Below are 16,176 nucleotides of genomic sequence, written 5' to 3'. Positions count from 1 at the left end.
CCCGCCGGTGAATCAGTGGTCTGTCGGCGGTCAGCGGTCGTGGCGGAAGAAGGTGGTGAGGAGGCCGGCGCAGTCGTCCGCGAGGACGTCGCCGATCACCTCGGGGCGGTGGTTGAGACGGCGGTCGCGTACGACGTCCCAGAGGGAGCCGGCCGCGCCCGCCTTCTCGTCGCGGGCGCCGTAGACGACCCGGTCGATCCGCGACTGCACGAGGGCGCCCGCGCACATCGTGCAGGGCTCCAGCGTCACGACAAGCGTGCAGCCGGACAGCCGCCACTCCCCGAGCCGCGCCGCGGCCCGCCGGAGCGCGAGGACCTCCGCGTGCGCCGTCGGATCGCCGGTCGCCTCGCGCTCGTTGTGCCCGGTCGCGAGCACCGTCGTGCCGTCGGCGGCCAGCACGACGGCGCCGACGGGGACGTCACCGCCCAGGGCGGCCCGCCCGGCCTCGGCCAGGGCGAGCCGCATCGCGGCCCGCCACGGACCACGTACGGGGTCGGGCGCCCCCTCGTCGATCAGGCCCTCTCGGCTCAGCGCACCGTCTCCAGGACCTCCGACGCTCCCAGGGCCTCGGCGATCGCGCTCAGCGCGTCGTCGGCGTCCAGGGCGCGCAGTTCCTTCTCGCCGACGCCGAGGTCGTCGAGAATCACGGGGTCCCCCACGGGGCCGTGCGGCACCGCGTCGGCGGGGGCGATGGTCTCGTCGTCGGCGGAGGCGGCGTCGGTGTCCGGATCGGCGTCCGGCTCACCGTCCTCGGTGCCGTCGAGATCGAGGACGAGGGCGTCGAGATCCGGCTCGTCGGCGTCCGGATCGCGGCCGAGCAGCTCGGCCGTGAGCAGGATCTCACCGTACGAACTACGGGAAGCGGCGGCGGCGTCCGAGACGTAGATCCGGGGGTCGTCCTCGCCGTCGATGCGGACGACGCCGAACCAGGCGTCCTCCTGCTCGATGAGCACCAGCACCGTGTCGTCCTCGGGGGAGGCTTCACGGGCCAGTTCGGCCAGGTCCGACAGGGTTTCCACATCGTCGAGCTCTGTGTCGCTCGCTTCCCACCCGTCTTCGGTGCGCGCGAGCACTGCGGCGAAGTACACCGTGACTCTCCCACTGTTCCTAGGCGTGCCCGTTGGGGGTCCCCCCGGCGGAGGTTGCGGGCGGGGAAGGCTGTTCGCCGAGCCCCACCCACTCGGCATCGTGGCAGAAACGGAGCGTTCAGGGGACGTCTTCGGCACCCTGTGTCCGGCTCTTTTGATCGGTTGTCAGCCGAGCCCTTCAACAGCGCTCTCGTTGCCGCCACCAGCGGATCGTAACCGGCTTCCGTCACCGGCCCCGCACGGCTACCCCCTCAACGCGCCTACTACCAGCGGAACGTACGCATACGCATGGCGTGGCGAAGGCGCGCGGCCTTGGCGCGGCGGGGCTGTACACGGTCGCGCAACTCGCGGGCCTCGGTCAGCTCGCGCAGGAAGACGGCCCGGCGCCGACGCCTCTCGGCCTCGGTCTCCGACGCCTTCCGGTCCTGGTCGGGTACCTGATCGGGTGCATGGACGGGTTCGTGGTCAGGCATGGGCAGCACCCCCAATCCGTCCCTCCACCTTCCCTCCGTCGGGCGGTTTGATGCCAGCGGAAGAGTGAGGGGGAGGTGGAGCCGCTGTACGGGGAAGCGGAACCGCTGTATGGGGGAGCGGGCCGCTGTGCGGGACCCCGGCTACTGTTGGGGACATGCGTCTCCACGTCGTCGACCACCCGCTGGTCGCCCACAAGCTCACCACGCTGCGCGACCAGCGCACCGACTCCGCGACCTTCCGCCGTCTCGCCGACGAGCTGGTCACCCTGCTCGCCTACGAGGCCACGCGCGACGTGCGCACCGAACAGGTCGACATCACGACGCCGGTCGCCTCGACCACGGGCGTCAAGCTGTCCTACCCGCGCCCGCTGGTGGTGCCGATCCTGCGGGCCGGCCTCGGCATGCTGGACGGCATGGTCCGGCTGCTGCCGACCGCCGAGGTGGGCTTCATGGGCATGGTGCGCGACGAGGAGACGCTCCAGGCGTCCACGTACGCCACACGCATGCCGGAGGACCTCTCCGGGCGTCAGGTGTACGTCCTCGACCCGATGCTCGCCACCGGCGGCACCCTGGTCGCGGCGATCCAGGAGCTGATCAAGCGCGGCGCCGACGATGTGACGGCCGTGGTCCTCCTGGCCGCCCCGGAGGGCGTCGAGGTCATGGAACGCGAGCTGGCGGGCACCCCGGTCACCGTCGTCACGGCCTCGATCGACGAGCGCCTGAACGAGCACGGCTACATCGTCCCGGGCCTCGGAGACGCGGGCGACCGGCTGTACGGCGCGGCCGAGTAGCACCAGCACCAACAGGCGGTACGGAGTCAGGCAGTACGGAGTACGAGGCTCAGCAGCTCTTCTGGGTGCTGGAGGGCGTCGGCGCGGGACCGGTCAGCGCGGCCAGGGCCTGGTCGGCGTCCTTCTTGCTGGTCAGGGCCGTGAACTTGGTGCCGATGAGCAGGTCGACCTCGGTGGCCGAGGTGCGCGCGTCGGTCTTCACCTGGGCGCCCGCGAGCTGGGTGCCGAGCACGGGCAGGGCTGCCCGGGCGGCCGACTTCGCGCCGAGCACCATCCCGGCTCCGGCGATCTTCTTGTCGTAGGCCTTGGGCGCGTTGCCCACGTCGCCGATGCGGAAGCCACGCTTCCGCAGCTCGTCCGCGGCCTGTTTGGCCAGGCCGCTGCGGGGCGTGGCGTTCAGGACGTTGACGGTGATCACGCCGGGCCTGGGCAGTGTTCTGGGGGCCGTCGTGGGCGTGGCCGTCGGGGTTGCCCTGGTGGCGCAGTCCGACTTCGGTCCCGCGGCCGTGGCCTTGCTGCCGCCGCCGGTGAAGACGTCGATGAGCTGCAAGGTGCCCCAGCCGATCAGGCCGAGGGCGGCGACGGAGGCCACGAGTCCGAGCACGAACCTGCGGCGCCCCCGGGGTCGGCGCATCCGCGGGTACTTGTCCCCCGTGATGCGGTACTGGCCGCCCATTCCGGGGGGAGTCAGCATGCTCATGGGCGCAGCGTAGTGCGCCCGGGCACCGATGCCTACTAAATGATCATTGACCCGGCCGCAGGACTACCCGAAAGGGCCAATAAGCGTCGCGAGGACGGCTGTCAGGGGACGGCCGTCAGTCCATTTCGAGGACGCGGGCGTGCAGCACCTGGCGTTGCTGGAGGGCCGCCCTGACCGCGCGGTGCAGACCGTCCTCCAGATACAGGTCGCCCTGCCACTTCACGACATGCGCGAAGAGGTCGCCGTAGAACGTCGAGTCCTCGGCGAGCAGGGTTTCCAGGTCGAGCTGGCCCTTGGTCGTCACGAGCTGATCGAGGCGGACCGGGCGCGGCGCGACGTCCGCCCACTGCCGGGTGCTTTCCCGGCCGTGGTCGGGGTACGGCCGGCCGTTTCCGATGCGCTTGAAGATCACACGGAAAGCCTACCGGTCCAGACGTTCCGGGCGCAGCCATGGAGACGGAGTGCGACGCTGGAAAAGATGGAGTAAAGCGGGGCAAACCGGAAGACGGGTTCGACATGAGCGACAGCGAGACCGTGCCATCGGCCGTTACGGAGGCCGCCCCGGAGCCCTTGCCGCCGGCAAACGCGTCTGCCTCGTCACCCCCTGCGCCTGGGAGCGCTCCCGCGCTTCCCCGGCCGGCCCTGGAGATCGCCGCCGGGTACGCCTTCACCGGCCCGGCGCTCGACCTGGGCGCCCTGGTGTGGGACGGGACGTGCCTCCCGGACGCCCGGATCCGCATCCCGCTCCCCCTGCTCAACCGGCACGGTCTGGTCGCGGGGGCCACCGGCACCGGCAAGACCAAGACGCTCCAGCTGATCGCCGAACAGCTCAGCGCCCAAGGTGTGCCCGTTTTCCTGGCCGATGTGAAGGGCGACGTCTCCGGGATCTCCGCGCCCGGGACGATGAACGACAGGGTCGCGTCCCGTGCCGCCGAGGTGCACCAGAGGTGGACGGCGACCGGCTTCCCCGCCGAGTTCTACGCCCTCGGCGGTCTCGGCCACGGCATCCCGGTGCGGGCCACGATCACCAGCTTCGGCCCGGTGCTGCTGTCCAAGGTGCTCCAGCTCAACCAGACCCAGGAGCAGTCGCTCGGCCTGGTCTTCCACTACGCGGACCAGAAGGGGCTGGAGCTGCTCGACCTGAAGGACCTGCGGGCCGTCGTCGCCTTCCTCACCTCCGACGAGGGCAAGGAGGAACTGAAGAACATCGGCGGACTGTCGACGGCCACGGCCGGGGTGATCCTGCGCTCCCTCACCGCCTTCGAGGCACAGGGCATGGCGGACTTCTTCGGCGAACCCGAGTTCGACACGGCCGAGCTGCTGCGTACGGCGGCGGACGGCCGGGGCATGGTCTCGGTGCTCGAACTGCCCGCCGTACAGGACCGGCCACAGCTCTTCTCGACCTTCCTGATGTGGCTGCTGGCCGACCTCTTCCACGACCTCCCGGAGGTCGGCGACGCCGACAGGCCCAAGCTCGTCTTCTTCTTCGACGAGGCGCATCTGCTGTTCAACGACGCGTCGAAGGCCTTCCTTGACGCGATCACGCAGACCGTCCGCCTCATTCGCTCGAAGGGCGTGGGCATCTTCTTCGTGACGCAGACCCCGAAGGACGTCCCCGCGGATGTCCTTGCCCAGCTCGGCAACCGCGTCCAGCACGCGCTGCGCGCCTTCACCCCGGACGACCAGAAGGCCCTCAGGGCCACGGTGAAGACCTTCCCGAACTCGGCGTACGACCTGGAGGAACTGCTCACCGGCCTCGGAACGGGCGAGGCGGTGGTCACCGTCCTGAGCGAGAAGGGCGCCCCGACCCCGGTCGCCGCGACCCGCCTGCGCGCCCCCGAGCCCCTGATGGGCCCGGTCGACGCGGCGGTCCTCGACCAGGCGGTCAGGTCCTCGCGGCTCTACGACCGTTACGCACAGGCTGTGGACAGGGAGTCGGCGTACGAGAAGCTGACGGCGGCGAAGCCCTCCGGTGGAGCGGGTGGAGCAAAGGGCCCGGACGAGATGAAGCCCAAGGAGTCCAAGGCGAAGGAGTCCAAGCCCGAGGAGGACCCTTCCCTGGTGGAACAGGTGGTGGGCAGCGGGATGTTCAAGTCCCTGGCCCGTTCCGTGGGCACCCGGATCGGCCGGGAGATCACCCGCTCCCTCTTCGGCACGGCCCGGCGGAGGCGGTAGCCACCGGGATCCCCGTCGCCCGCTCGGCGCCTACTTGCCGGAGGCCTTCGCGGCCTTCGCCGCCGCCTTCATCTCCTGCTTGTGGGCCCGGACCTTGGTCAGGGACTCGGGGCCGGTGATGTCGGCGACGGAGCGGAACGACTTCGCTTCGCCGTACGCGCCGGCGGCCTCGCGCCAGCCCTTGGGCTGTACGCCGAGCTGCTTGCCGAGGAGGGCCAGGAAGATCTGGGCCTTCTGCTTGCCGAAACCCGGCAGGTCGGTGAGGCGCTTCAGCAGCTCCTCGCCGGTCGCCACGTCCCGCCAGACTCCTTCGGCGTCCCCGTCGTAGTGCTCGACGAGGTACTGGCAGAGCTGCTGGACGCGCTTGGCCATCGAGCCCGGATACCGGTGCACGGCAGGCTTGTCGGAGAGGAGCGTGGCGAAGGCCTCGGGGTCGTACGCCGCGATCTCGTGCGCGTCGAGATCGTCCGCGCCGAGGCGCTGGGCGATGGTCGCCGGCCCCTTGAACGCCCACTCCATCGGAACCTGCTGGTCCAGCAGCATTCCGGTCAGCGCGGCGAGCGGGCTGCGGCCGAGGAGCGCGTCGGCCTCGGGGTCCTGGGCGAGGTGGAGAGTGACGTCCATGGGTCGATCATGCCCCGCCGGTCGCCCGGCCGCGTGTGGGACATGACTCCACGGAGGGGCCGGGCGACCGGTACGACGGTCAGAGGTATACGTACGGGCTGGTCAGGGACGTCCCGAAGAGGGCGTCCGACAAGTGGACCCTGATGCCGGTGTTCTTGCCGCACAGGGTGTGGGAGCCGTTGACGACCGGGCCGGAGGCCGAGCCGCGGGCGAGCCAGAGGCAGCCGTCCATGTTCTCGCCCGGGATGCCGACGACCGTTTCCGCCCGGCCGTCGCGGTTCAGGTCGGCGAGGTGGACCGAGGTGCCGAAGCCGTCGTACGCCTCGGCGGTGTCCGGCACGCCCGCCGTGTCCTCGGTGTAGCCCGCCGCCCGGGCTGTCGTCAGGCCCTTGGCGGAGCCGCGCAGGAGTACGGCCGTACCGGCGCCCTCCTTGTTGGCCACGCCCTCGTTCGGGGAGCCGATCAGGACGTCGGCGTAGCCGTCCTTGTCCACGTCGCCGATGCTGAGGGACTGGCCGAACATGTCGGCGTTCTCGGCGCTGCCGGGGACGCCCGGGGTGTCCTGGTGGAAGATCTTCGGGCGCTGGGCGGCGGTGATGCCCTGGGCGCTGCCGTAGAGGACCTGGATCTCGCCGCCTCGGTGGGCGCCGCTCGTCGACGAGGAGAGGTAGTTGTCCATGGCGATGCCGGTGACCAGGTCGCCGTAACCGTCGCCGTTGATGTCGCCGATGCGGCCGGTGTGGCCGGCGGCATAGGGGAGTTCGAGCGCCTTGTTCTCCCAGGGGGCCGACTCGTTCGGCGGCCCCTGTTCGAGGAACACCGGGCCGCGGCTGTCGCCGTCCGTCGGCCCGGGCAGCCAGAACCGTTCTGCCCGTCCGTCGCCGTCGACATCGCCCATCACCACGCCCCGGGCATCGCCCAGGCGACGGTCCAGGTAGTTGGCCGCCGCCTTCCCGGTACGTTTGAAGGGGCCCGTGTAGGAGGTGCCCTCGCAGCGGGAGCCGATGGTGAGTTCGGGGGCGCCGTCGCCGTTCATGTCGCCGCTGGTGATGTTCGTGCCGAAGCCGCAGAACGTCCGGTCCTTGCCGTAGCCCGCGGGTGGAGTGATCTCCACACCGCTCCCGAGACCGCCCGAACCGCCCCACACGACCGTCACGGAGCCCCGCACGTCGTTGTTGCCGACGGCCTCGGACGGCGAACCGATCAGCAGGTCCGCGTAGCCGTCGCGGTCGAGGTCGGCACTGGCCACCGTCTCGCCGAAGCGGTCCCCCTGCTCGGGGTTGCCGGGGATACCGGCGGTCGCCTGTGTGATGACGGTCCGGCGCGTCACGCTCACCGTGGACTTCCCGCCCCACAGGACGACGACCGCCCCGGCCGCCTCCACGCTGCCGTTCGCCGCGCCCGGGGCGCCGACGGCCAGGTCGCGGTAGCCGTCGCCGTTGAAGTCGTCCTGGACGGCGGCGGTGTTGGCGCCCTTGTAAGGGGTGGTGGCCGATGAGGCAGTGGGGGTGAGCGTGGCGGCGACGGCTGTGGTCAGCACGGCTGTCGCCATGACGGCTCTGCGCAACAGAACTCCTTGGTACAGAACTCCTTGGTGTGGACAGGCTCGAACGCCAGCCGTCTCTTTGGACACAGAGGTCTCACAGAAGGTTGCGCGCCGTTCCGGGAGTTCCCGAGTCGTTATGACAGCCGCTCGCTGTCGCAGCGGTTCCGGTTCTACGGCTGCCAGTACCCCAGCCCGTGCACCCGCCGCCTCGGCATCCCCGCCGCCTTGCGGAAGTAGCTGGTCAGGGCCCGGGTCGTGACCGTGTCGCAGGCGCCCGTCACGGTGAACGCGAAGTCCTTGCCCCGGAAGAGCCCGGGGACATCGGGCAGGCCGATCTCCGGAAGGACAACAACGGGCCCGGCCACAAACCCTTGCCGGAGAAGCGCGCCCAACTGGCGTTTCTCACCCGGGAGGTAGCTTTTCCCGGGTGACCTCGACCCCAGGACATCCGACCGGACCTCCGACAGGGCATCCGACGCCCGCCGACCTGATCGCCCACTACGGCCTGGAGCCGATCCCGCGTGAGGGCGGGCTGTTCCGGCGTACCTGGGCGGGACCCGAGCGGGCCGACGGGCGGCCGGAGGGCTCGGCCATCGTCGCGCTGCTGACCGCCGAGCCCGGCGACTTCTCCGCGCTGCACCGGCTGCCGTCCGACGAGATCTGGCACTTCTACCTCGGCGGCCCACTGGAACTGCTGCTCCTCGCACCGGACGGCACCTCCCGGACGGCGGTGCTCGGACCCGCTCTCCTGCACGGGCAGGAGCCGCAGCTCACCATTCCGGCCGGGACCTGGATGGGCGCGCGGGTCGTCGAGGGCGGCGCGTGGACGTTCTTCGGGTGCACGATGGCGCCCGGGTTCACGTACGAGGGCTACGAGCACGGGAACGCCGTCGAGCTGGCCGCGCGTTATCCGGCCGAGGCGGCTCGTATCGAGGCACTGTGTCGCCCATGAGGTCTTCCGTGCGGTCATCCATGAGTTCATCCATGAGTCCTGCGGGTCTTCTCGCCGGCCAGGTCGCCCTTGTCACCGGGGGCGGAGGCGGGATCGGGCGCGGGATCGCGTCGCGGTTCGCGGCGGAGGGGGCCGCCGTCGCCGTGCACTGCCGGACGTCGGACGAGGGCGCGCGGGAAGTGGCCGCGCGGATCGAGGAGTCGGGCGGACGGGCCGTCGTACTGCGGGGCGATCTCACCGTCGAGGACGAGTGCCGGCGCGTGGTGCGGGAGGCCGCCGAGTGGGGTGGCGGGCGGCTTGACGCGCTGGTCAACAACGCCGGTGTGCAGCCCGTCCAGGAGCTGACCGGGATGACGGTCGCGGACTGGCGTGCCGTCGTCGACACCAACCTCCTCAGTGTCTTCGCCTGCACGCAGGCCGCGGCTGAGGTCATGCGGGAGCAGAACGGCCGGGGCGGGGACGGAAGCGGGGGCGGCGGTGGGGGCAGTGTCACCCACATCGCGTCCATCGAGGCCGCGCATCCGGCGCCCGGTCACGCGCACTACAGCGCCTCGAAGGCGGCGGTCGTCACGCACGCCCGGTCCGCGGCACTGGAGTACGGGCGGTACGGCATCCGCGTCAACACCGTCTCGCCCGGACTCATCGGCCGGGAAGGGCTGGCCGACGACTGGCCGGAGGGGGTGCTGCGGTGGCAACAGGCGGCGCCCGTAAGGAGGTTGGGGCGGCCCGAGGATGTAGGCGACGCGTGTGTGTTCCTCGCCTCCCGGCTGGCGTCCTGGGTCAGCGGCCACGACCTGGTCGTGGACGGAGGGGTGTCCGCCCGTCCCACGTGGTGAAGACCACGGCGAATCCGGTTCCGGCGGGGTGAGCGGGGCGTCAGGATCGTCCGTACGTATGCGAGAGCCGAAAAGTCCCGAAGACGGAGAAGGTACGTGGGCCGACTACGGAACGAAGGGCGCGATGACCGACGAGCCGCAGAAGGCGAGCGCACGGGGATCGGCGCACGTACGGGCGTGAAGACCGTCCGGGGTGTCAAGAACCTCCGGGGGGCAGGGCACCTCCGGGGAGTTCAGCGGCTGGCGCTGCTGGGTACCACGCTGGTCCTTCTCCTCCTTGTCGGCGGGGCGGGGACCGCGTCCGCGCACGCCGCTCTCCGCGACACCGACCCCCGGGACGGAAGCGTCCTCAAGTCCGCCCCCCGCCAGGTCACCCTGACCTTCACCGAGTCCGTGGCCCTGCTCGACGACTCCTTCCGCCTGTTCGACCCCGGCAGCCGGCGCGTGACCACCGGCGAGGCCAAGCATGTGGACGGGCGCTCCGACGCGGTGCGCGTGAGCCTGCCGGGGGGCCTCGGCGAGGGCACGTTCACCGTGGCCTGGCGGGTCGTCTCGGCGGACAGCCACCCCATCTCGGGCGCCTTCACCTTCTCCATCGGGGAGCCCTCCGCGACCCCGGCCACCATCGACACCGGCCCCACCGAGAACGCGGCCACCAGCGCCCTCTACGACATCGTCCGCTACCTGGCGTACGCGGCCCTGGCGCTGCTCGTCGGTACCGTCGTCTTCGTCCTCCTCTGCCGCCCGTCGAGCACGGACCCCCTGCGCAGGCTGGTCCTGACGGGCTGGTGGACCCTGCTGGTGGCCACCGTCGCGCTGCTCCTGGTGCGCGGCCCGTACGAGGCGGGCACCGCACCCACCAGTGCCTTCGACCTGTCGACCCTGGAACGGACCGCGACCAGCAGGCCCGGTCTGGCACTCCTGGCCCGGCTCGCTCTGCTCGCGGCAACGGCCGTACTGCTGACCGTGGTCGTACGCCGACGCCGGCGAGCCGATGACGAGACGGGTGACCGCGCGAAACCGGTCCTGCTCGCCGTCGGGGGTGTGCTCGCCCTCGGTCTCACGCTGACGTGGGCCGCCGCCGAACACGCGTCGGCCGGTATCCAGGTGCCGGTGGCGATGACGTCCTCCGTGCTGCATCTGCTCGCCATGTCCGCCTGGCTGGGCGGCCTCGCGGCCCTGCTCACCCTGCTCCAGGCGGAGGAGCCGCTCCCGGCGTCCACCGTCGCCCGCTTCTCCCGGCTGGCCTTCGCCTCCGTGGCCGTCCTGACCCTCACCGGCGTCTACCAGGCCTGGCGCGGCCTCGGCTCCTGGGACGCGATCACCGGCACGTCGTACGGCCGCATCCTGATCGCCAAGGTGTGCGCGGTGGCGCTGCTGCTGGTGGCCGCCGGGTTCTCGCGCCGGTGGACGGGGCAGTTGCTGGTACCGGAGGCGGCGGAGGCCAAGGTCGCGGAACGGGTGCCGGAGACGGTCGGCGCTCCGGCGACACGGTCCGGCGGGAACGACGACGACACCCCCGACGGTGATATTCCCGACGACGACACCTCGGCCGACGGCACCTCCGACAACGGCACCTCGGGCAACGCAGGCGCCTCCCACCGGCGTCGGCTCCGACGCTCCGTGCTGGCCGAAGTGGCCGTCGGTATCGCGGTGTTGGTGATCACGACCGTCCTGACGGCCACCCTGCCGGGCCGGGCCGCCGCCGAGGCGGCGGAGGCGGCCAAGGACGCGCCCGTCCCCGGCGTGATCAGCGCGACCACGACGACGATCCCCTTCGACGTGGGTACGCCAGGCGGGCACGGCAAGGTGCAGATCACCCTCGAACCCGGCCGGGTCGGCGAGAACAGCGTGCAGGCCGTCGTGTTCGGCCCCGACGGCGGCTTCGCGGTCGTCCCCGAACTCCGCATCTCCTTCTCCCTCCCCAGCAAGGACATCGGCCCCCTCAACGCCGAAGTCACCGACCAGGGCGGCTACTGGGGCACCAACACCCTCAACCTCCCGATCGCCGGCACCTGGACCATGAAGGTGACGATCCGGACGTCGGACGTGGATCAGGTGAGCGTGTCGCGGAAGGTGAGGATCAGTGGCTGACCGAATCGAATGGAGTCGAACCGAACCGGATCCGACCGGATCCGACCCGACGGCAGGTGTCCCCGCCACGGTCGTGCCGACGCGGAACCACGCCGCCAGGACGATCGGGTACACCGGATAGCCGAACCGGGCGGCCGGTATCAGGCACATCGCCAGGCCCAGGCCGACGGCGAGGCGGTCGGCCGCCGCGCGGACCGTGTGCGGTGGCCGGACCACGAGTGACGCCGTCACCGCGACGGCGCTCGCGACCAGCAGCGCGACCGCGAGGGCGAAGCCGCCGGGGACGTACTCCGCGAGCAGATGCCCGGGCAGCGGGCTCGTCGCCGGGGAGCGGACGCCGCCCCTGCCCAGCGGGAACAGGATCACGTGCTCGACGAAGGCGTAAGGGTCGGCCAGGGCGACCGGTACGACGGCTGCTGCGGACGGCAGGATGGCGGTCCCGGTAGCTCGAACGGCCGTACGGCGGCCCGCTGTGACGGCGACCAGGGCGAGGCCGACCGGGAGGAGGGGCCAGACGGTCCACTTCAGGGCCGCTGCGGCGCCCATCGCCAGCCCGGCCGCGACCCCGGCTCCGGGTCCGGAACCGACCCGGCCCGCCGGCGCGAGCCCCAGGCGCATCAGCCCGATCACCGGCAGGTCCACCCCGCCGACGGCGAGGGGCAGGGCCACGGCGGGGAAGGAGAGCAGCAGGGTCGGAGTACGGGCTGAGTGGTCTCTTTGGGGCTTACTCGTCGTACGGGACCTGGTCGTGGCGTACACGCACGCGGCGAAGGCCGCGCAGAACCACGGGCGGGCGTCCGCGAGCGGGGCCAGTGGGGTGCCGCCCAGGAGGGCGCCGGGGAGGCCGAAGAGGGCCATGCCGGGCAGATACGGGTCGCAGTCGTCCACGGTGGCGGGGTGGGGCGTGTACGGGCCGGCCGTGTGCAGCAGCAGAGTGCCCGAGTGTTCGACGACCGCTACCTCGGACCGGGCGTCGCCGAGCACGGTCAGCAGGGCCAGGGGGAGCAGTACCACGCCGACGGTGGCCGTGCGCGGTGCTGCCCGGCTCTTCCAGGGGTGCGGGGAGCGGGCGGCCAGGATCGCCGCCGTGCCGTAGCCGAGGGCCGCGCGGACGCCCCACACCCGGTGCGGGGTCAGGGTCGTGGCCAGTGCCGGACCGAGCGCGAAGGCCGGGCAGGCCAGCAGGTGGACGACGTCCCGGCGGACCGGGAGCCGGGGCGCAGGCACGCTGCGGGGACCCGTGCTGACCGTGGGCGCCACGGCGGTGGTCGTGCTGGGCATGGCGGGCTCCTGCCGGCTCCGGCTGACGGTGGGGGTGATCACCACCAATGTCGCTTCCGGGCCGGTCCGCCCGCCTCGGCTGAAAGGTCATCGTTTGTGGTGGGCGAGGCCGCGCCCCTCGGCCGAACGGCCGAGAAGGGGTTTGCGTCGACTGTTTGCCGTCTGGTTGTCAGCAAATATTCACGCCTTTATGTCCATCACGTTTCAGGAACGGCGGGCGCCAGCTCTTGACGACGGGCCGAACAAGGGCTGTTATTGCCGCCACGATGTTCGGTCAAGTTGATTTCTGGTCGATTTAGATCAGCATGGACTCAGCGTAGTCGTGACCTTGCTCCCCGTTTCGGGGGGTCTGTCCTCAGGAGCCGTCATGCACCACACTCCCTCCGGTCTCTCCGTCCCTGGTCCGAGCCGCCGCACCCTGCTGCGCGGCGTCGGCGGCGCGGCGGCGCTCGGCGCTGCCGTCCCGCTGCTGAGCGCCTGCGGCGGAAGCGACTCGGGTTCCGACGCCAAGACCGTCACCCTCGGCTCGAACTCGTCGGACGCGGTCCCGAAGAAGGCCTTCGCCGAGATCTACGCGGCGTTCACGAAGAAGACCGGCGTCAAGGTCAAGGTCAACACCAAGGACCACAACACGTTCCAGGAGCAGATCAACTCCTACCTCCAGGGCTCCCCGGACGACGTGTTCACCTGGTTCGCCGGCTACCGCATGCAGTTCTTCGCGGGCAAGGGCCTGGCCAGCCCGATCGACGACGTGTGGCAGAAGATCGGGGCCAACTTCCCCGACGCGATGAAGCAGCTCAGCAAGGGCGCGGACGGCAAGTACTACTTCGTGCCGCTGTACACGTACCCGTGGGCGATGTTCTACCGCAAGAGCGTCTTCAAGGAGCACGGCTACGAAGTGCCCACCACCTGGGCGCAGTTCCTCGCGCTGTGCAAGCAGATGAAGAAGGACGGCCTGGTCCCGATCGCCTTCGGTGACAAGGACGCCTGGCCCGCGCTCGGCACCTTCGACCAGATCAACTTCCGTACCAACGGCTACGACTTCCACGTCGAGCTGATGGCCGGAAAGGCATCCTGGACCGACGCGAAGGTTCGCGCCACGTTCGACAACTGGGCCGAGATCCTCCCCTACAGCCAGGAGGGCTCGACCGGTCGCACCTGGCAGGACGCGGCGCAGACGCTCGTCTCCAAGAAGGCCGGCATGTATCTGCTGGGCACCTTCGTGGGCCAGCAGTTCACGAACGCGACCGACGCGGCGGACCTCGACTTCTTCGCGTTCCCGGAGATCGACCCCTCCTTCGGGCAGGACACGGTCGAGGCGCCGACCGACGGCTTCATGCTCAGCAAGAAGCCCAAGAACAAGGCCGGTTCCGTCCAGCTGCTGGAGTTCCTGGGCACTCCGGAGGCCGAGCAGATCTACCTCAAGGCCGACCCGAACGTCGTCGCCGCCTCCAGCAACGCCGACACCTCCTCGTACAGCGCCCTGCAGAAGAAGGCGTACGCGATGATCTCCGGCGCGAAGAACCTCACCCAGTTCATGGACCGCGACAGCCGCCCGGACTTCACCTCCACGGTGATGCAGCCCGCGCTGCAGAAGTTCATCCGCGATCCCAAGGGCATCGACAGCCTGCTCTCGTCCATCGAGCGCCAGAAGAAGACGATCTTCGCCTCCTCATGACCAACTTCGAATCGACTCCCGTGATCCCGGGGGCGGCCGACGCGCCGCCCCCGGGCGGTACCGACACCCCCTCGTCCCCGCAGAGCCGCAAGCCGGCCTCGGGCCACCGCCGGCTGCTGACCCGCCGGGACAGGATCGCCCTGGGCTTCATGGCGGGCGTGCCGACCTTCCTGCATGTCGCCCTCGTGTGGGTGACGGCCTTCGCCTCGATCGGGCTGGCCTTCACCACCTGGGACGGCATCGGCTTCGACTCGATCAAGTGGGTGGGGCTGGACAACTTCCGCGAACTGTTCACCAACAACCCGCAGTTCTGGCCGGCCGTCCAGCACAACATCATCTGGTTCGTCGTACTCATCGCGATCCCGACCCCGCTGGGCCTGTTTCTGGCCATGCAGCTGGACAAGAACATCCGGTTCAGCCGGGTGTACCAGACGGCGTTCTTCCTGCCGGTCGTGGTGTCGCTGGCGGTCACCGGGTTCGTCTGGCAGCTGGTCTACAACCCGGACACGGGCCTGATCAACAGCCTGATCGGCGCCAACAAGCCGGGCCACTACATCGACTGGATCGGTGACCCGGACCTCAACCTCTGGGCCATCCTGGTCGCCGCCTGCTGGCGGCACACCGGCTACATGATGATCCTTTACCTGGCCGGTCTCAAGGGCGTCGACCCGTCCCTGCGCGAGGCGTCCTCGCTCGACGGCGCCAACGAGTGGCAGACGTTCAAGAACGTCATCTTCCCCACCCTGCGCCCCACCAACACCATCGTCCTCGTCGTCACGATCATCGAGGCCCTGCGCGCCTTCGACCTGGTCTTCGTCTTCAACAAGGGCGCCCAGGGCACCGAGTTGCTGTCGATCCTGATCACCAACAACATCATCGGCGAGTCCAGTCGCATCGGATACGGCTCCGCGATCGCCGTCGTCCTCCTCGTGATCTCGCTCGTCGTGATCATCCCGTACCTGATCAGCACCTTCCGGAAGGAGCGGCGGGCATGAGCGCTCCCACCCTGGCCACGCGGGGGCCCGTGAAGGGCTCCGTGAAGGGGCATCGCGCCCCCGTCCGTCCCGCCCGCGTGCTGCTGCACGTGTTCCTGGTCTCCATGTCGCTGGCCTGGCTCGCGCCGCTGCTGTGGGCGATGTACGCGGCCCTGCGCCCGTACTCCGAGACCAGCACCAAGGGCTATGTCTCCTGGCCCGACAAGCTGAGCTTCGCCAACTTCACGAACGCGTTCACGCAGTCGGACATGCTGCACTACTTCGGGAACACGCTGATCATCGCCGTGCCTGCGGTGCTGCTGACGCTGTTCCTGTCGTCGATGGTCGCCTTCTACGTCAGCCGCTTCGACTTCCGGGTCAACCTGTTCCTGCTGTTGATCTTCACGGCCGGCAACCTGCTCCCGCAGCAGGTCATCATCACCCCGCTGTACCGCCTCTACCTGCTCGTTGACCTGCCGGGGATCACCGCGTCCGGCAAGCTGTACGACTCCGCACTCGGCCTGGTCCTCATCCACATCGCCTTCCAGTCGGGCTTCTGCGCGTTCGTGCTCTCCAACTACATGCGGATGCTCCCGCACGAGCTGACCGAGGCCGCGCTGGTCGACGGCGCGTCGGTGTGGCGGATGTACTGGCAGATCGTGCTGCCGCTGTGCAGGCCCGCGATGGCGGCGCTGGCCACGCTCCTCTCCATCTGGATCTACAACGACTTCTTCTGGGCGATCGTGCTGATCTCCACCGGCGAGAACATGCCGATCACCTCGGCCCTCAACAACCTCTCCGGCCAGTACTTCACCGACCCCAACCTGGTCGCGGCGGGTGCGCTGTTGACCGCGATCCCGACCCTGATCGTGTACTTCACGCTGCAGCGGCAGTTCGTCAGCGGTCTGACCCTGGGCGCCAACAAGGGCTGAGGACTGCTCCCAAAGAGCCTCACAAGAACAAG

17 protein-coding genes are annotated in these 16,176 nt (G+C 70.2%); 9 read left to right on the top strand and 8 right to left on the bottom strand.

Annotated features, from left to right (window positions below):
* Nucleotides 1-30 precede the first annotated feature (30 nt).
* The 3 genes from tadA to ACW4TU_RS21515 all read right to left on the bottom strand — a co-directional run bounded on the left by tadA (nt 31) and on the right by ACW4TU_RS21515 (nt 1,561).
* Complete coding sequence (gene tadA, locus ACW4TU_RS21525; protein ID WP_457429807.1) at nt 31-465, bottom strand: tRNA adenosine(34) deaminase TadA; 435 nt, start codon at nt 463-465, stop codon at nt 31-33.
* Between the two features lie 62 nt (nt 466-527).
* The gene (locus ACW4TU_RS21520; protein WP_457429805.1) at nt 528-1,088 is read right to left on the bottom strand and encodes a tRNA adenosine deaminase-associated protein; all 561 of its coding nucleotides are present in this window, start codon (nt 1,086-1,088) and stop codon (nt 528-530) included.
* A gap of 263 nt (nt 1,089-1,351) precedes the next feature.
* Nucleotides 1,352-1,561: a hypothetical protein gene (locus tag ACW4TU_RS21515; RefSeq protein ID WP_457429803.1), complete on the bottom strand. Its 210-nt coding sequence runs from the start codon at nt 1,559-1,561 to the stop codon at nt 1,352-1,354.
* Between the two features lie 155 nt (nt 1,562-1,716).
* Here ACW4TU_RS21515 and upp point away from each other — a divergent pair, with 155 nt between their 5' ends.
* Nucleotides 1,717-2,352, top strand: coding sequence for a uracil phosphoribosyltransferase (gene upp, locus ACW4TU_RS21510; protein WP_327696337.1), 636 nt, complete (start codon nt 1,717-1,719; stop codon nt 2,350-2,352).
* Nucleotides 2,353-2,401: 49 nt separating this feature from the next.
* Here the strand turns inward: upp and ACW4TU_RS21505 are convergent, their stop codons facing one another.
* A complete protein-coding gene (locus ACW4TU_RS21505) occupies nt 2,402-3,052 on the bottom strand; it encodes a LytR C-terminal domain-containing protein (protein WP_457429801.1) in 651 nt (216 codons plus the stop codon).
* 115 nt (nt 3,053-3,167) lie between these two features.
* On the bottom strand, nt 3,168-3,464 hold the full coding sequence (locus ACW4TU_RS21500; protein WP_006377352.1) for a type II toxin-antitoxin system VapB family antitoxin: 297 nt from the start codon (nt 3,462-3,464) through the stop codon (nt 3,168-3,170).
* 104 nt (nt 3,465-3,568) lie between these two features.
* On the opposite strand from ACW4TU_RS21500, the gene ACW4TU_RS21495 reads away from it, so the two are divergent.
* Nucleotides 3,569-5,227: a helicase HerA-like domain-containing protein gene (locus ACW4TU_RS21495; RefSeq protein WP_457429799.1), complete on the top strand. Its 1,659-nt coding sequence runs from the start codon at nt 3,569-3,571 to the stop codon at nt 5,225-5,227.
* A 30-nt stretch (nt 5,228-5,257) separates the two neighbouring features.
* Here the strand turns inward: ACW4TU_RS21495 and ACW4TU_RS21490 are convergent, their stop codons facing one another.
* The 3 genes from ACW4TU_RS21490 to ACW4TU_RS21480 form a co-directional block, all read right to left on the bottom strand.
* Entirely contained in the window at nt 5,258-5,851 is a 594-nt protein-coding gene (locus ACW4TU_RS21490; RefSeq protein WP_457429797.1) for an HhH-GPD-type base excision DNA repair protein, read from the bottom strand.
* 79 nt (nt 5,852-5,930) lie between these two features.
* Complete coding sequence (locus ACW4TU_RS21485; protein ID WP_457429795.1) at nt 5,931-7,418, bottom strand: FG-GAP-like repeat-containing protein; 1,488 nt, start codon at nt 7,416-7,418, stop codon at nt 5,931-5,933.
* 149 nt (nt 7,419-7,567) lie between these two features.
* On the bottom strand, nt 7,568-7,762 hold the full coding sequence (locus ACW4TU_RS21480; RefSeq protein ID WP_457429793.1) for a hypothetical protein: 195 nt from the start codon (nt 7,760-7,762) through the stop codon (nt 7,568-7,570).
* 62 nt (nt 7,763-7,824) lie between these two features.
* Here ACW4TU_RS21480 and ACW4TU_RS21475 point away from each other — a divergent pair, with 62 nt between their 5' ends.
* The 7 genes from ACW4TU_RS21475 to ACW4TU_RS21445 all read left to right on the top strand — a co-directional run bounded on the left by ACW4TU_RS21475 (nt 7,825) and on the right by ACW4TU_RS21445 (nt 16,144).
* Nucleotides 7,825-8,349: a cupin domain-containing protein gene (locus ACW4TU_RS21475; RefSeq protein WP_457429791.1), complete on the top strand. Its 525-nt coding sequence runs from the start codon at nt 7,825-7,827 to the stop codon at nt 8,347-8,349.
* A 32-nt stretch (nt 8,350-8,381) separates the two neighbouring features.
* Nucleotides 8,382-9,185 carry an SDR family NAD(P)-dependent oxidoreductase gene (locus ACW4TU_RS21470; protein WP_457429790.1) on the top strand — a complete coding sequence of 268 codons (804 nt, stop codon included), beginning with the start codon at nt 8,382-8,384 and terminating at the stop codon, nt 9,183-9,185.
* Nucleotides 9,186-9,425: 240 nt separating this feature from the next.
* On the top strand, nt 9,426-11,279 hold the full coding sequence (locus ACW4TU_RS21465; RefSeq protein ID WP_457430229.1) for a copper resistance CopC/CopD family protein: 1,854 nt from the start codon (nt 9,426-9,428) through the stop codon (nt 11,277-11,279).
* Between the two features lie 366 nt (nt 11,280-11,645).
* The gene (locus ACW4TU_RS21460; protein WP_457429789.1) at nt 11,646-11,987 is read left to right on the top strand and encodes a hypothetical protein; all 342 of its coding nucleotides are present in this window, start codon (nt 11,646-11,648) and stop codon (nt 11,985-11,987) included.
* A gap of 940 nt (nt 11,988-12,927) precedes the next feature.
* Nucleotides 12,928-14,238 carry an ABC transporter substrate-binding protein gene (locus ACW4TU_RS21455; RefSeq protein WP_457429787.1) on the top strand — a complete coding sequence of 437 codons (1,311 nt, stop codon included), beginning with the start codon at nt 12,928-12,930 and terminating at the stop codon, nt 14,236-14,238.
* Nucleotides 14,235-15,233 carry a carbohydrate ABC transporter permease gene (locus ACW4TU_RS21450; protein ID WP_457429786.1) on the top strand — a complete coding sequence of 333 codons (999 nt, stop codon included), beginning with the start codon at nt 14,235-14,237 and terminating at the stop codon, nt 15,231-15,233. Before ACW4TU_RS21455 ends, ACW4TU_RS21450 begins: the two co-directional genes overlap by 4 nt.
* On the top strand, nt 15,230-16,144 hold the full coding sequence (locus tag ACW4TU_RS21445) for a carbohydrate ABC transporter permease (protein ID WP_457429784.1): 915 nt from the start codon (nt 15,230-15,232) through the stop codon (nt 16,142-16,144). Before ACW4TU_RS21450 ends, ACW4TU_RS21445 begins: the two co-directional genes overlap by 4 nt.
* Nucleotides 16,145-16,176 lie beyond the last annotated feature (32 nt).

It is taken from the genome of Streptomyces kryoterrae (assembly GCF_054072135.1).
This window is presented reverse-complemented; position numbering and strand designations above follow the sequence as displayed.

Bases quoted from the DNA above. Each gene is read 5' to 3' on its own strand.
- tadA (WP_457429807.1), bottom strand. From the start codon at position 465: ATGCGGCTCGCCCTGGCCGAGGCCGGGCGGGCCGCCCTGGGCGGTGAC.
- ACW4TU_RS21515 (WP_457429803.1), bottom strand. From the start codon at position 1,561: ATGCCTGACCACGAACCCGTCCATGCACCCGATCAGGTACCCGACCAG.
- upp (WP_327696337.1), top strand. From the start codon at position 1,717: ATGCGTCTCCACGTCGTCGACCACCCGCTGGTCGCCCACAAGCTCACC.
- ACW4TU_RS21505 (WP_457429801.1), bottom strand. From the start codon at position 3,052: ATGAGCATGCTGACTCCCCCCGGAATGGGCGGCCAGTACCGCATCACG.
- ACW4TU_RS21495 (WP_457429799.1), top strand. From the start codon at position 3,569: ATGAGCGACAGCGAGACCGTGCCATCGGCCGTTACGGAGGCCGCCCCG.
- ACW4TU_RS21490 (WP_457429797.1), bottom strand. From the start codon at position 5,851: ATGGACGTCACTCTCCACCTCGCCCAGGACCCCGAGGCCGACGCGCTC.
- ACW4TU_RS21470 (WP_457429790.1), top strand. From the start codon at position 8,382: ATGAGTCCTGCGGGTCTTCTCGCCGGCCAGGTCGCCCTTGTCACCGGG.
- ACW4TU_RS21455 (WP_457429787.1), top strand. From the start codon at position 12,928: ATGCACCACACTCCCTCCGGTCTCTCCGTCCCTGGTCCGAGCCGCCGC.
- ACW4TU_RS21450 (WP_457429786.1), top strand. From the start codon at position 14,235: ATGACCAACTTCGAATCGACTCCCGTGATCCCGGGGGCGGCCGACGCG.
- ACW4TU_RS21445 (WP_457429784.1), top strand. From the start codon at position 15,230: ATGAGCGCTCCCACCCTGGCCACGCGGGGGCCCGTGAAGGGCTCCGTG.